The sequence below is a fragment of the Parabacteroides distasonis ATCC 8503 genome (assembly GCF_000012845.1).
GTDB lineage: Bacteria > Bacteroidota > Bacteroidia > Bacteroidales > Tannerellaceae > Parabacteroides > Parabacteroides distasonis.
Map to the genome: position 1 here is coordinate 1262915 of NC_009615.1, position 14669 is coordinate 1277583.

The 14669-nt window shown below is 43.5% G+C and carries 12 protein-coding genes and 3 tRNA genes; 6 read left to right on the forward strand and 9 right to left on the reverse strand.

The features are described 5' to 3' along the window. The first annotated feature begins 53 nt into the window (after nt 1–53). The 3 genes from BDI_RS05440 (at nt 54) to BDI_RS05450 (ending at nt 323) form a co-directional block, all read left to right on the forward strand. Nucleotides 54–126: transfer RNA gene (locus tag BDI_RS05440), tRNA-Gly, on the forward strand. 16 nt (nt 127–142) lie between these two features. Next, nucleotides 143–226, forward strand: a tRNA-Leu gene (locus BDI_RS05445). Between the two features lie 13 nt (nt 227–239). Further along, nucleotides 240–323: transfer RNA gene (locus tag BDI_RS05450), tRNA-Leu, on the forward strand. Between the two features lie 139 nt (nt 324–462). Here the strand turns inward: BDI_RS05450 and BDI_RS05455 are convergent. Continuing rightward, nucleotides 463–3021 carry an ATP-dependent Clp protease ATP-binding subunit gene (locus BDI_RS05455; protein WP_005856963.1) on the reverse strand — a complete coding sequence of 853 codons (2559 nt, stop codon included), beginning with the start codon at nt 3019–3021 and terminating at the stop codon, nt 463–465. A 204-nt stretch (nt 3022–3225) separates the two neighbouring features. Between BDI_RS05455 and gyrA the strand changes: the two genes are divergently transcribed. Both gyrA and BDI_RS05465 read left to right on the forward strand, forming a co-directional pair. Beyond that, entirely contained in the window at nt 3226–5838 is a 2613-nt protein-coding gene (gene gyrA, locus BDI_RS05460; protein ID WP_005856960.1) for a DNA gyrase subunit A, read from the forward strand. 42 nt (nt 5839–5880) lie between these two features. Then, entirely contained in the window at nt 5881–7098 is a 1218-nt protein-coding gene (locus BDI_RS05465) for a tetratricopeptide repeat protein (RefSeq protein ID WP_005856958.1), read from the forward strand. Nucleotides 7099–7395: 297 nt separating this feature from the next. Here the strand turns inward: BDI_RS05465 and BDI_RS05470 are convergent, their stop codons facing one another. From BDI_RS05470 to BDI_RS05495, 6 genes are read right to left on the reverse strand one after another with little or no spacing between them, the layout of a single operon-like run. Continuing rightward, nucleotides 7396–7929 (reverse strand): ATP-binding protein, encoded by a 534-nt coding sequence (locus BDI_RS05470; RefSeq protein WP_011966313.1) that lies wholly within the window; start codon nt 7927–7929, stop codon nt 7396–7398. Continuing rightward, nucleotides 7922–8668, reverse strand: coding sequence for a PHP domain-containing protein (locus BDI_RS05475; protein ID WP_008779888.1), 747 nt, complete (start codon nt 8666–8668; stop codon nt 7922–7924). The genes BDI_RS05470 and BDI_RS05475 overlap by 8 nt, the downstream gene beginning before the upstream one ends. Continuing rightward, the gene (locus tag BDI_RS05480) at nt 8665–9009 is read right to left on the reverse strand and encodes a DRTGG domain-containing protein (RefSeq protein WP_011966314.1); all 345 of its coding nucleotides are present in this window, start codon (nt 9007–9009) and stop codon (nt 8665–8667) included. The genes BDI_RS05475 and BDI_RS05480 overlap by 4 nt, the downstream gene beginning before the upstream one ends. After that, entirely contained in the window at nt 8996–10375 is a 1380-nt protein-coding gene (locus BDI_RS05485; protein ID WP_005856950.1) for a [Fe-Fe] hydrogenase large subunit C-terminal domain-containing protein, read from the reverse strand. The genes BDI_RS05480 and BDI_RS05485 overlap by 14 nt, the downstream gene beginning before the upstream one ends. 3 nt (nt 10376–10378) lie before the next feature. Beyond that, a complete protein-coding gene (locus BDI_RS05490) occupies nt 10379–10804 on the reverse strand; it encodes an ATP-binding protein (protein WP_005856948.1) in 426 nt (141 codons plus the stop codon). Between the two features lie 18 nt (nt 10805–10822). Next, nucleotides 10823–11167 carry a hypothetical protein gene (locus tag BDI_RS05495; RefSeq protein ID WP_005856945.1) on the reverse strand — a complete coding sequence of 115 codons (345 nt, stop codon included), beginning with the start codon at nt 11165–11167 and terminating at the stop codon, nt 10823–10825. 112 nt (nt 11168–11279) lie between these two features. Here BDI_RS05495 and BDI_RS05500 point away from each other — a divergent pair, with 112 nt between their 5' ends. Further along, on the forward strand, nt 11280–12653 hold the full coding sequence (locus BDI_RS05500; RefSeq protein WP_005856943.1) for an aminopeptidase P family protein: 1374 nt from the start codon (nt 11280–11282) through the stop codon (nt 12651–12653). Nucleotides 12654–12752: 99 nt separating this feature from the next. Here BDI_RS05500 and BDI_RS05505 read toward each other — a convergent pair whose 3' ends face one another. After that, nucleotides 12753–13433: a hypothetical protein gene (locus BDI_RS05505; RefSeq protein ID WP_011966315.1), complete on the reverse strand. Its 681-nt coding sequence runs from the start codon at nt 13431–13433 to the stop codon at nt 12753–12755. A 239-nt stretch (nt 13434–13672) separates the two neighbouring features. Next, nucleotides 13673–14173, reverse strand: coding sequence for a thioredoxin family protein (locus tag BDI_RS05510; protein ID WP_005856939.1), 501 nt, complete (start codon nt 14171–14173; stop codon nt 13673–13675). Nucleotides 14174–14669: the final 496 nt, after the last annotated feature.

A 14669-nucleotide genomic window follows, 5' to 3' on the forward strand; every position in this document is an offset into this window, starting at 1 on the left:
TCAATGAAATCACTACCTTTGCACTCGCAATCGAGAACAAAGCGGTTGCATATGCGGAAGTAGCTCAGTTGGTAGAGCATAACCTTGCCAAGGTTAGGGTCGCGGGTTCGAGTCCCGTCTTCCGCTCTTTCTCGTATTGATTGCCCAGGTGGCGGAATTGGTAGACGCGCTCGTTTCAGGTGCGAGTGGTTTTGCGATCGTGCAGGTTCGAGTCCTGTTCTGGGCACCCTTTCTAAAATGCGCAGGTGGTGGAATTGGTAGACACGCTACTTTGAGGGGGTAGTGCCGGTTACGGCGTGTGAGTTCAAGTCTCATCCTGCGTACTTAAGTAAAAAAAGAAATAAGAGCATGATCTATTCAATTAGGTCATGCTTTTTTTGTGTGTCAAAATGACAGACGAATAAGATGGACGAACATAAAAAAAGCCGGACTCACGCCCGGCTTCTATATTCATAGACAAACTTATTCAGCATCTTTCTTTTTTATCGAAGTCGTGATTTTCTGCTCTTCCTTATCAAAGTCTACGATAATCGTATCGCCTTCACCTACTGAAGCACGGATAATCATCTCCGCCATCTCATCTTCCAGATACTTCTGGATCGCACGCTTCAACGGACGGGCACCGAATTGGACATCGTAGCCTTTTGTGGCAATGAAATCTTTTGCCTCGTCTGTGATCGACAACTCATAGCCCAGATTTGATACACGCTGATACAGACCCTGTAACTCAATATCGATAATCTTATGAATAGCGGCTTTATCAAGCTGATCGAACATAATGATATCATCCACACGGTTCAAGAACTCTGGAGCAAACGCTTTATTCAACGCTTTCTGGATCACGCTACGGGAGAAATCCTTATCCGGCTCACCGGCCATCTGGGTATTGAAACCAACGCCACGACCAAAATCTTTCAATTGCCGGGTACCGATATTGGAAGTCATGATCAAGATCGTATTCTTGAAGTCAATACGTCTACCCAGACTATCCGTCAAACGGCCTTCATCCAAGACTTGCAACAGCAAGTTAAATACATCCGGATGCGCTTTCTCGATTTCGTCCAATAAGACCACCGAATAGGGCTTGCGACGTACTTTCTCCGTTAACTGACCACCTTCCTCGTAACCAACGTATCCGGGAGGCGCTCCGATCAAACGGGAAACAGCGAATTTCTCCAAGTATTCACTCATATCGATACGTACCAAAGAATCCGCCGAATCAAATAGATATTCAGCAAGCTTCTTGGCCAAGTGAGTTTTACCTACACCCGTCGGTCCTAGGAACATAAAAGTTCCGATCGGCTTATTCGGATCTTTCAAGCCAACACGGTTACGTTGAATTGCCTTTACGATCTTTTGAACAGCATCATCCTGCCCAACCACCTTACTTTTCAATACGTCCGCCATTTCCAGAAGCTTGACATTCTCTGCCTTAGCGATACGTTGAACAGGTACACCGGACATCATGGCAACAACTTCAGCGACCTTCTCTTCATCAACGGTCTCCCGATGTTCTTGAAGCTCTTGTTCCCATTTAGCTTTCGCAGCCTCCAGTTGCAATAAATACTGACGCTCCTTATCGCGGAAACTTGCGGCTAACTCAAAGTTCTGAGATTTCACGGCCGCTAATTTCTCATTCTTCGTATCCTCGATCTTTGCCTCAAGCTCTTCGATACTTTTCGGAACAATGATATTAGATATATGTACACGGGAACCGGCCTCGTCTAAAGCATCGATCGCCTTATCTGGGAAATTACGGTCACTGATATATCTTTCTGTCAATTTTACACACGCTTGTAAAGCATCTTCAGTATAGATCACGTTATGGTGCTCCTCATAACGAGGTTTGATATTACGCAAGATCTGCAAAGTTTCTTCCGCCGTAGTCGGATCAACGATCACTTTCTGGAAACGACGTTCCAACGCACCGTCTTTCTCGATATTCTTACGATATTCATCCAAAGTAGTAGCGCCAATGCATTGAATCTCACCACGAGCCAACGCAGGTTTCAGCATATTCGCCGCATCCATAGATCCGGAAGCGGAACCAGCGCCAACAATCGTATGAATCTCATCGATAAAGAGGATGATATTCGGGTTCTTCGATAACTCATTCAAGATGGCCTTAATACGTTCCTCGAATTGTCCGCGGTATTTTGTACCAGCGACAATAGAAGCCATATCCAAGCTAATCACACGCTTATCGAATAACACCCGGGAAACCTTACGCTGAATAATGCGTAAAGCCAATCCCTCTACGATAGCTGACTTACCCACACCCGGCTCACCAATCAATACCGGATTATTTTTCTTCCTACGGCTTAATATCTGGGCCAAACGCTCAATTTCCTTCTCACGTCCCACAATCGGATCTAGACGGTTTTCTGCGGCGGCACGTGTCATATCCGTTCCGAAGTTATCCAGAACAGGTGTATCATTAGGGGATTTCGGTTGAGCGGCTCCCGCTCCAGTACCGGAAGAGGGGCGAGATGCCTCACGACGAGAAGAGAAACCTTCGTCCTCGTCATCTTCGTCATCATCCGTATATCCGTCGCTGATCTCGTCGAATTCCTCCATATTGTTCAAACCGGTTCCGCTTACTAATATATTATATGCGGAACGATAAGTAATACCCGCATCGTTCAACACCTTGGCAGCAACATTAAACTCCTCTTTCAATATCGCTAATAGAAGATGTTCCGTATCGGTCTCATCTTCCTTGAATAAACGAGATTCCAGCATACTCATACGCAAGACACGTTCTGTAGTCTTACTTATAGCGATCTCATGCTGGACAGAATCCTCAGAATCGAATGTGTTCTTTATTTCTTGCTCAATCTTGCGTTTAATATCCATCGGATCGGTATGTAGCTCTCGCAAGACACGCATTGCCTCGCCTTCGCCTTCCCGGATGATGCCTAGCATCAAATGTTCCGGCCCGATATAGCTATTCTGGAGCCTAGCCGCTTCTTCACGGCTATACTCAATCACGTCAATCAATCTTTTCGAATAATTTTTCATACTATATTATATATGTACTGATTACGCAAAGTTACATAATCTATTCCAACTATCATCAAATTTCGTGCCATTATTCCTTAATAAGCCTTGAAAAGCCCGAAGGCTCAAAATTTCAAGACAAATTCTTTCGTAGTATACGGAAAAACCTTACCTTAGTGCAATTTTTCAGAGGTGAGATATTGAGTGTAATTAATATAAAACTAAATGGTTGATCAAGACAGAATTATTAAGATTAACATCGAAGAGGAAATGAAATCGGCATACATTGATTATTCAATGTCTGTCATTGTTTCACGTGCTCTTCCTGATGTTAGGGATGGCTTTAAGCCGGTTCACCGCCGTATTTTATTTGGAATGAATGAACTGGGTAACACATCCGACAAACCTTATAAAAAATCTGCGAGAATAGTTGGTGAAGTTTTAGGTAAATATCATCCACATGGCGACTCGTCTGTATATTTCGCCATGGTTCGTATGGCCCAGACATGGTCTATGCGTTATCCGTTAGTAGACGGACAAGGTAACTTCGGTTCAGTGGACGGTGATAGTCCTGCCGCTATGCGTTATACAGAGGCACGACTGAGTAAACTCGCCGAAGAAATGCTCCGGGATATCGATAAGGACACGGTAGATTTCCAGCTTAACTTCGATGATACGTTGAAGGAGCCGACCGTATTACCGACTCGTGTTCCTAACTTACTTGTAAATGGTGGATCGGGTATCGCCGTTGGTATGGCTACGAATATGCCAACTCATAACTTGAGCGAGGTATTAGATGGTTGTATCGCTTATATCGATGCCAAGGGAGATATCGAGGTAGAGGGCTTAATGCAATATATCAAGGCTCCGGACTTCCCTACAGGCGCTACAATTTATGGCTACGCAGGCGTGAAAGACGCTTTCGAGACGGGTAGGGGACGTATCATCCTTCGCGGTAAAGCCGAGATTGAGGTGGAGAATAATCATGAGAAGATTATTATTACCGAGATTCCTTATTTGGTAAATAAGGCTGAGTTGATCAAGTATATCGCTGACCTGGTAAACGAGAAGCGTATCGATGGCATTTCCAATGTCAATGATGAGTCCGACCGTAGCGGTATGCGTATCGTAGTTGACGTGAAACGTGATGCGAACTCGAGTGTCGTACTGAATAAATTGTATAAGCTTACGGCTCTGCAATCCTCATTCAGCGTTAATAATATCGCTTTGGTGAACGGCCGTCCGAGGTTGCTTAACTTAAAAGACTTAATCAAGGCGTTTGTTGAGCACCGTCATGAGGTCGTTATCCGGCGTACAAAATATGAATTGAGGAAAGCGGAAGAGAGAGCCCATATATTGGAAGGCTTGATCATCGCTTCCGATAATATAGACGAGGTAATCGCGATTATCAAGTCTTCCAAGAGCCCGCAAGAGGCTATCGAGCGTTTGATCGAACGTTTCTCTTTATCTGAGCTTCAAGCACGTGCGATTGTAGAGATGAGACTTCGTCAGTTGACAGGTCTGGAACAAGACAAATTGCGTGCGGAATATGAGGAGATCGAGAAGTTGATCGCTTATTTGAATGAGATTCTGGAGAATGAGGACCTTTGTATGAAGGTTATCAAAGATGAATTATTGGAAATCAAGGATAAATTTGGCGACGAACGTAAGACGGATATCGTTTACGCCTCTGAGGAATTAAATCCGGAGGATTTCTATGCGGATGATGAGATGATCATTACCGTATCTCATATGGGATATATCAAACGTACCCCGTTGAGTGAGTTCCGTGCGCAAGGCCGTGGTGGTGTAGGAGCGAAGGGTTCCGAGACTAGAGACGAGGATTTCGTTGAGTATATCTATCCGGCATCCATGCACGCGACCTTATTATTCTTCACGGCAAAAGGTAAATGTTATTGGTTGAAGGTATTCGAGATTCCGGAAGGGGCTAAGAACGCTAAAGGACGTGCGATCCAGAATCTTCTGAATATCGAGCCGGATGATAAGGTACAAGCTTTTATACGTGTTAAGAAATTAACCACCGATACGGAATTCATTAATTCTCATTACCTATTATTCTGTACGAAGAAAGGTGTGATCAAAAAGACTTTGTTGGAGGCCTATTCCCGTCCTCGTCAAAACGGTGTGAACGCTATTACATTGCGTGAAGACGATGGCTTGATCCAAGTATGTATGACGAATGGTAACAACGAGGTGATCATAGCGAACCGTAACGGCCGGGCGATCCGTTTCCATGAAAGCGCGGTACGTGTAATGGGCCGTACGGCTTCCGGAGTGAAAGGTATGACTTTGGACGAGGATAATACCGATGAAGTCGTTGGTATGATCTGTATCAAGGACAAGGAAAAAGAGACCGTACTCGTCGTATCAGAGCAGGGATATGGAAAACGTTCCTCTATCGAGGATTATCGTATAACGAATCGTGGCGGTAAAGGCGTAAAAACCATTAATATCACGGAGAAGACCGGTAAATTAGTTGCCATCAAGAATGTTACGGACGAGAACGATTTAATGATTATCAATAAGTCGGGTATCGCTATCCGTATGAAAGTGGCCGATTTAAACGTAATAGGACGTGCTACTCAAGGTGTTCGTTTGATTAATCTAGAAAAGCGCAACGACGAAATCGCTTCTGTATGTAAAGTATTGTCTGAGAGTGAAGAGGAGATAGCCGAGCAAAAAGCGGAACAAGAAGCCAGACAAGAGAATGAGGGAAGAGAGTTCAGTGAGAATCAAGCTAGTCTAGGTACTGATGTTGATCTACCGGAATCAGAGGAGGATAACGAACAAAATGATAACGAAGAAATAACTGAATAATTTTAAACAAATAGAAATATTAATCTCAAAATTACTATCACAATGAAACGAGTATTATTAACAGTGGCACTATGTGTCGCAGCATCGGTCTCTTTTGCACAGAAAAAAGCTGTAAATGAGGCTCAAAGTATAGCTAAGGGTTCGACTCCTGATTTCTCGGAAGCTAGAACTCTTATTAAAGGAGCTTTGGAAAATCCAGAAACAAAGGATGACGCTAAAACTTGGTATGTTGCCGGTTTTATCGAGGATCAACAGTTCAGCAACGAAAGAACTAAACAAGTCTTGGGCCAACAACCGGACGAGCCTGTTATGTACGAGGCATTGGGTAGTATTTTGCCATACTTTGAGAAAGCATATGAGTTAGATCAACTTCCTAATGAAAAAGGAAAAGTTAAACCTAAGTTCACGAAAGATATCAAAGGTATCCTAGGAGCAAACCACGTATATTACATCAATGGTGGTGCTTACTATTTCGATCAGAAAGATTATAACAAAGCTTACGATTTCTTCGAGCAATACCTGAAAATATCTGATATGCCGATGTTTAAAGGTGAGGCTGTCGCTGAAAGAGATTCAAACTTCATGACAGTTCAGTTCTATGCCGCTGTAGCAGCGACCCAACTTGGCGATTCTCAAAAAGCTATCGCAGCGTTAGAGCGTGCTAAAAATACGGATTATAGAGCAAGCGAGGTATATCAATACTTATGCTATGAGTATGAGCAAGCTAAGGATACCGTGAATTTAGAGAAGACTTTGGAAGAAGGTTTGAATAAATTCCCCGAGGAACAGTATTTCTTAATGAGCCTTATAAACAATTACATCTATTCTAATAGAAATGAGAAAGCTATTGAATATTTGAACACAGCTATCGCTAAGGATTCCAACAATCCACAGCTTTACGATGTAATGGGCCGTGTTTATGAGACTGGTTTGAAAGATTACGCTAAAGCTGAAGAGTATTTCAAGAAAGCATTGGCGATCAATCCGGACTATATCGAATCTCTCTCTAACTTAGGTCGTGTATATTACAACCAAGGTGTAAACAAGCAAGGTGAGGCTAATATGATCAACGACGCAAAACAATATCAAGAGGAATTAGGCAAAGCTAAGGAATTTTTTAAGCAAGCTCTTCCTTACTTTGAGAAAGCTCACCAAATGAAACCAGAAGAAAGAGAATATATGACTGCTTTAAGAGGTATTTACTACAACTTGAATATGGGTGATAAATTCGATGCTATTGAAGCAGAGATGAATAAGTAATTTCTTCTTTCAGAATAAATGGAACCGTCTAGTAATATAAGGTTACTAGGCGGTTTTTTATTTGTGTATCATGTATCGGAGTAGTCATTTTTTGATCGTTCATAATACTATTAAACATAATGGGAATTATAAAATTAATAGCAAGATAAGGATAAATTAGTGCATTCAAGCAAAGCTTGTAGCTGCTTTGAGTAAAGACACAGATCTTTTCACGGCTGTGAAACGTTTGTTTCATGGATGTGAAAAGATCGTATCACAGCTGTGAAAAGATCAGATCACCTATATGAAAAGATTAATTCAGCTTGACGCAACTATTTGATTCGCTATTAACTCCTTCAAATAAAGCATGACTTTCGGATGACTTAATGGCATGTCCTCTAGGATTTCTTTAAGCTCTCGCGTACTGATATCAAATGAAACCAGATCTGAATGATATGAGAAATGAATGTTTATGTCCGGATTACTGCCTATAAGCATAGCCATTGTACCCGCCAAATCTCCCAAAGGCGGACAATCAATATGAGATGAGACAAAACAAGCAACAACTACCGTACCTTTTCCCTGTATGGAAGATATTTCCACATTCCCGCCTGTTTGCTCCGCGTTTTGTATCAAGAAAGGTAAGCCTAGACCCACTTTTCGTGTCGTGCGAGTCGTATAAAACGGATTACGGATCAGAGAGACTGTTTCCGGATCCATACCACAGCCATTATCCGCGATACGAATACATATGGATGTGTCCTTTATCTGTATATCTATCTCTATATCAGAAGCTTTTGCTCTAATACTATTAGCGGTTATATCCGTGATATGAAACGAGAGATTATCCATGAGAGGCGAAAATTAAGTGATTGTCTTTTTGATCAAAAGCCTTTCGTAAGCCATCGAAGGTTAATTCCTCCGTTTGCCAAATGGAGGGCTGAGTACCTATTTGTTCGGGGTAATGGGCATCCGAGGCTGAGTATTGAGTCTGCTCTTTCAAATACCCGTGAATAGACAATAACTTACTGTATCTTTGCTGATTATTATATTCAATAGCATCTAAAGATAAGCAGGGGTCTATAAAACCTAATTGACTGATCAAGCTGAATGACGGACGTTCTACATGGGCGGCTACAAATAGAGCATCCACCTTACGTGCTTGAGCGGCTATTTGGTTTACGCTTTGATCCAAGGCGGAGAGCAAAAGATAGGGTACTTCTCCTAGAATCTCATTCTCCGCATTCACCCAAACTTGATCGCCAAAACGTTCCGGATCATTTGGAATTGGAGGGAGATGCTCTTCTAAATATCGTTGGAATCGCTTACGGGATTCATCGGTCGGGAAATAAACCAGACAATGCGCTTCCTCACGGGTCGTAACTTCTACGCCCGCAAAGACCCTTAGTCCGAATCTCTCGCCAAGGGATTGAATCTCCGGGCATTGTAAGGTCGTATTATGGTCCGTAATGGCAATAGCATCCAAACCTTTCGCTAAGGAACGACGCACGATCTCCGATGGACTCATTTCCAGACTGCCACATGGCGACAGGCAAGTATGGATATGTAAATCAGCTAAATACTGTTTCATCCATTCTCATTCTGTAATAAGCGGTAAATCATACCGGAAGCCTCGAACGCGGTGCGTGTAGTTCCTAAAAGAGGGACAGCCTCTTCCCTACCTTTTTGTAAGGTCTCATCATCCGGAGAGGTTCCGTTCACGATCAATACAGCGGAGGCGTCTTTTAAAGTAGCCACGGCCAGTATATTCTGATGGGTTTGCATGGTAATCCATAGCATACCCTCCTCGATATGTCCCATGACATCACTTAATAAATCGCTCGTATAGCCTCCGGTTATCTCTGTATCAAGGCCCTCTTCTCCACAAAATACAGTAAGATTCAACATCTTCACTAAATCACAAACCTTCATATTTAGCTCCTTTCTTATAACAATCCTTATTTAAACGATCTTTCCCCCATGTCTTCTCAACGATACGGAAGGCATGCTCTTGGTCTAGTTTACCGTGCTTCTCCATATTACGTTGCATAAATACGCAATCACTGAATTGAGCCTCGTGGCGTACGATATCCTCAGCCAAGCTTTGACAGTTCGGGCTACCGCAAGCGCCACAATCGATTCCCGGTAGGTAGCACATCAATTTCCGCACTTGCTCCATTTTCTTCAGCATCTCATCGATCGTTCCATCGTACAACCGTTTGGGATTCGGTTGCACCGGACGGATCGTAATATGCTGCCTCAAATAGGATAAAGCCTCGAAATTATCGGCGGCGTATATCATCGGTACTTTATCCCGGTTCATGGATCGCTTCATGATACGCTCGGCCGTGAGGAAACGGTTCGCTACGGCTAATACACCTCCGGCACAGCTACGGTCGCAAGCCCTCAGTTCCAGAAAGTCTACGTTACGTACCTCGCTGGTCGTTTCCATTCGTTCCAAGAAATCGATCACATTATGGATCTCATCGATCGCGAGGCAACGACCGGAGAAATGTTTGGCCTCCCCTCCTGTCTGGCTCCATCGCATCTCTTTTTTCGTTAATGGCGGAGGAAGCTCACATTCCGGCTCATATCCTCTCGGGCGATTCTTAAGAATATGGTATACCTTATTATATAGGGTATCCATATTTATCACGCCTTTGATCGTAGATGAATAACCTTCCGCTCCCTTCAACGCCGCGATTTTCGCCGCGCAAGGCGTAACATAAAAGATACCGATCTCTTCCGAGGGAACACCTTGCCCTTCCAATATCTTATGATAATAAGTGGCCGAGGCGTTTACCGGCGCTTTCACCAATAAGATATTATCCACCAGCGCAGGGAAACGGACTTGTATCAACCGGACGATAGCGGGGCAAAAAGAACTGATCACCGGTTTTTCCTCGGCGTTTTCCATCTGCCGTACCATTTCCTTATGGATCATATCGGCGGTAAACTCTACTTGGAAAACATGGGTAAAGCCCAGTTCCATAACGGCACTGATAATTTCCTTCTCGGTCGTGTACTTTGAGAACTGCCCGATAAATACCGTGGGCATCAACGCTACCCTGCATTTATAATCAAATATACGCTGGAAGTCATCCTGCTCCACATAGATAGCCTCTGTCGGGCACGATTTCAAGCACTCGCCGCAATCCACGCACCAATCCTTATGGATCAAAGCCTTACCATCCCGAATACGGATCGCTCCCGTAGGGCACTCTTTCATGCAATGCGTACAGCCTATACAGCGGTCATTGTCAATCTTCAAGGCATGATAAAAATTAGCTTCCTCCATGGTCTACGCTCCTTCTTTATTAAACCATGTGACCATACGTACCGTGGTACCTACGTCTACTTGGCTCTCGATCGTTAATTCATCTACGTTCTTCTTCATATTTGGAAGTCCCATTCCGGCACCAAATCCCATCTCACGCACGGCCTCGGATGCCGTCGAATACCCTTCACGCATAGCTAGCGATATATCCGGGATTCCGGGCCCTTCATCCTTCAGTTCCAAAGATATTTTATCAGCGTCCAATTCAGCGACAACCGTTCCTCTCCAAGCGTGAGCCACGATATTCACCTCCGCCTCATAAAGCGCCACGACCACCCGCTTAATGATCCGGGGATCGATAGCCAATTGCTTCAAGACCTTCTTTATCTGGCTAGACGCATAACCCGCCTTCGAGAAATTACCGCCCTCTAACTCAAACTTAAATAGCATATCTCACGACCTCCTTTCTCAATATATAGGAAGGAGCCCCGCGCTATAAAGCTCTCCGACCGTATGATACATAGAATGATCCGTCTCCAGAAGAACCATATTGTTCTCACGAGCCAGCTCCAGCATATCCGGGGTTACTTTCTTCCCTCGCACGAAAAGTATATAAGAAACTTCCGCCATCTCCGCAGTACGGATCGTTTGCAAATTACAAAGTCCTGTCACCAACAGCACATCACCACAATCCAGCGTAAGCACGTCACTCATCAGATCGCTGGCAAAAGCGCACTGCACATCGTTCTCCCGTTTCTCTGAGCCACAGACGATGGAGGCATCGGTAAGTTCTTGAATTCTTTGAATCTTCATAAGGTACCAGAGGTTACATTTTACATGGGCTAATGTAAGAAATAATTTCGAATGTCGGCCTAGTATATTACATTAATTACTATCTTTGGTACACTAACAAAAAATAATCCTTATGTTCAGTAAAGAAACTTATATGGCCCGCCGGGCTAAGCTGAAACAAACCATAGGTTCCGGTTTGTTGCTATTCCTTGGAAACGACGAGAGTGGGATGAACTACGCCGATAATACGTATCACTTCCGTCAAGACTCTACCTTCTTGTATTTCTTCGGATTGCCATACGCCGGGTTATCCGCTATCATCGATATCGATAACGATAAGGAGATCATCTTTGGCGATGAGTTGACTATAGACGCGATTGTATGGATGGGTACGCAGCCCACCCTAAAAGAGAAGAGCGAGGCCGCAGGTATCAAGGAAGTCCGTCCTTTTAAGGAGATCGAGACTTATTTGAAGAATGCCCAGCAAAAAGGCCAGCCAATCCATTATCTGCCGACGTATCGTGCGGAACACCAGATCAAGTTATTCCAATGGTTGGGTATCGTACCCGGTGCGGAGAAACCTTCCGTGCCTTTTATCATGGGTGTCGTAAACCAACGGAATTACAAGAGCGAGGAAGAAATTGCCGAGATCGAGAAAGCCTGTATCGTAACCGCCGATATGCACCTGACTGCCATGCGTACCGTACGTCCGGGAATCCGGGAGTCGGATGTAGCGGCTGCCGTTGCGGAAGTCGCTTTCGCCAACAATTACCAGCTCTCCTTCCCTATCATCGCCACGATCAATGGGCAGACCTTGCACAACCATGATCATAGTCATATGATTAAGAGCGGTGATATGCTATTATTGGACGCCGGTGCCGAGACTGAGATGGGATATGCCGGAGATATGTCGTCCACCATCCCAGCCGACTCTAAGTTCACGACCCGTCAAAAAGACATCTATGATATTCAAGTAGCCGCCCATGAAGCTGCCGTAGCGGCTTTGCGCCCGGGTATTCCTTTCGTGGATGTATATGAGTTGTCTTGTAAAGTGATCATGGAGGGCTTAAAGGACCTTGGTTTCGTGAAAGGAGATCCGATGGAAGCCGTAAAAGCCGGTGCTCACGCCATGTTTATGCCTTGTGGCTTAGGCCATATGATGGGATTGGATGTACATGATATGGAGAATCTGGGAGAGGTATACGTTGGTTATGACGGACAGCCGAAGAGTACGGAATTCGGACGTAAGTCATTGCGCTTGGGACGTAAGCTGGAACCGGGTTTTGTCTTGACCATCGAGCCGGGTGTATACTTCATCCCTGAATTAATGGATTTATGGAGAGGCCAGAACAAGTTCACCGAATTCATCAATTACGAGAAGTTGTTTACATATAAAGATTTCAGTGGCATACGTAACGAGGAAGACTATCTGATTACCGAGAACGGCGCTCGTCTATTAGGAAAGAAGATCCCTTTGCGTACGGAAGAAGTAGAAGCAATTCGATAAATCCTATACATTATTATATATAAGCTTATGCAAAAGGGAGAGCCTTAAAAACAGCTCTCCCTTTTTGGGCTAAACGAGAAAGACAATGTATGAAACGATTTAAAACCGATATCCGATACTTAGAAAGAATGAATGCATAAAACGAATCCGAGGCATACTAAGCCTTTTCCCCTCTACAATGAAGTTTCGCCCTCCACTATATAAATCAAAATTCGAAAATATATACCCCAAAGAGAATATATACCGCTGGTCTATATCGAGACTCAACATACTTTTAATATGATAAAATAACGATTTACCTCCCTTGTTCTTTATATGATCGAATTTTTGAGGTATCCATATCCCGGGAGTGTTTGGAACATAGCTTATATTAAACTCTTGATTGACAGGCAAAGGAATGGTTAATCCGGGTGAAACGACCAAAGAGAGCCCCGTATCCTTGTCTTTCCCGAATTTAAAAGCGGGAGTTACTAACTGGATGGCCGGACGTAACGCAAAGAAATGACAGCCCGGATTACTCTCATCTGAATCCCAGAACCACTGATTATCTCTTGAAAACCCCGTATAACTATCTTTCTCAATCGTATTACAGAAAAGCAACCCCATAGTAATTCCCACATAAGGAATCGGTAGATAAGTAACAGATGGCTCTACCTCCCATGCTGAATTATTATTCAAGGCACCGGAGAGTTCTACTTTCCACATATGGGATTTTTCTTCCTCTTGCGCCTGTCCCCCAAAGGTAAAGATCAAACAAATAAAGAAAAGTATAGATCTCATTATTACAGGATGTTAGCTGTTCATTTACAGTAAAGACAGAGGACCTTCTCAATCACCCTATCCATTAGGGTTAATAAATCAAAAAGAGTTAATAATAAACACGGACTTAAAAAGAAAGCGCACATTTCCTTCTCAGACTATACATGCTATTTCATCATCTCGAAACGAAAACTCGTGAATCGATAAAAAAGGCTGTCCCATCTTGAAGTGGAACAGCCCTCTTTGCTAAATAATACTGATTAAATTGCTTTCAGAATCTCGGTCAGTTTTTCCGGGGTGACGTTGGCGGCGATTATCACTCCTTCGTCGTTAATCAAGAAGTTCTTGAAACCTTTTCTTAAATCATACTTCTTGTACAACTCTGACTCTTTACCCAGTCCTTCGTGAAATTGCGTTGACAGATCCAACTTGTCAATCTTTACCGTCTCGGTAAAAATAGATTCTTTCTCATCCATAGAGATCGAACACATCGCAATTTTGTCCGGACCAAACTTGTTAACCTCATTCGCCAATTGCACGTTACGAGCCCGCGATTCCGCATCGTAAGCCGCCCAAAAGTTGAGCAATGTATAACGTCCTAATTGGTTGTGGAAACTGGCTTTAGCGTCGTTTCCCAAAAACTCTATTCTCGGAGCTAGATCACCGGGGTTCACACCCTCGGTAAGTTTCGCCTTTTTCGAACCGGCAGACATTCCTAATAACGCTACCGATGCGATGAGAACATAAGCTCTTACCTTCATATTTTCAATTTTACGTTAAACTTAATCGGGGGAATCTCCCGGGGGACAAACTCCCGACTCCTGATTTTCAGGATCGTAAACAAGCATGTTTCTTTCGCTAAAGAGACACTAACTTGCCTTTAACGGGTGCAAATATAAAACCAAATACTTCTTTCTACCAAATTATATAGCGATTTTCTGCAAATTAGCAAGCTTTTTTATATGTTTTAGCGCACATATCGATAAAAAATTAACTGTTTTGCAACATAAATTTAGAAGTAGAGTACCTTTTTCTCCCCGAGAGAACCGCAAAATCATCAAGAATCATTAGCTTCCCGCTCCCCTACCTTTAGACCGATAACAGGGAATCCTTAGCGATTTCATCTTTAAGTATAGATTATCCAACGGCTGTTGCATAATCATCTAACAGTTGGTGCATGATCTTCCAACAGCCGTTAGAAGATCATGCACCAACTGAAAAATTAGCAATGCTTCAAGAGCAAACCGCTAATCCTTC

Coding starts and splice junctions, on each gene's coding strand:
- BDI_RS05465 (WP_005856958.1), top strand. CDS start 5,881: ATGAAACGAGTATTATTAACAGTGGCACTATGTGTCGCAGCATCGGTC.
- BDI_RS05470 (WP_011966313.1), bottom strand. CDS start 7,929: ATGGATAATCTCTCGTTTCATATCACGGATATAACCGCTAATAGTATT.
- BDI_RS05475 (WP_008779888.1), bottom strand. CDS start 8,668: ATGAAACAGTATTTAGCTGATTTACATATCCATACTTGCCTGTCGCCA.
- BDI_RS05455 (WP_005856963.1), bottom strand. CDS start 3,021: ATGAAAAATTATTCGAAAAGATTGATTGACGTGATTGAGTATAGCCGT.
- BDI_RS05490 (WP_005856948.1), bottom strand. CDS start 10,804: ATGCTATTTAAGTTTGAGTTAGAGGGCGGTAATTTCTCGAAGGCGGGT.
- BDI_RS05495 (WP_005856945.1), bottom strand. CDS start 11,167: ATGAAGATTCAAAGAATTCAAGAACTTACCGATGCCTCCATCGTCTGT.
- BDI_RS05485 (WP_005856950.1), bottom strand. CDS start 10,375: ATGGAGGAAGCTAATTTTTATCATGCCTTGAAGATTGACAATGACCGC.
- BDI_RS05500 (WP_005856943.1), top strand. CDS start 11,280: ATGTTCAGTAAAGAAACTTATATGGCCCGCCGGGCTAAGCTGAAACAA.
- gyrA (WP_005856960.1), top strand. CDS start 3,226: ATGGTTGATCAAGACAGAATTATTAAGATTAACATCGAAGAGGAAATG.
- BDI_RS05510 (WP_005856939.1), bottom strand. CDS start 14,173: ATGAAGGTAAGAGCTTATGTTCTCATCGCATCGGTAGCGTTATTAGGA.
- BDI_RS05480 (WP_011966314.1), bottom strand. CDS start 9,009: ATGAAGGTTTGTGATTTAGTGAAGATGTTGAATCTTACTGTATTTTGT.
- BDI_RS05505 (WP_011966315.1), bottom strand. CDS start 13,433: ATGAGATCTATACTTTTCTTTATTTGTTTGATCTTTACCTTTGGGGGA.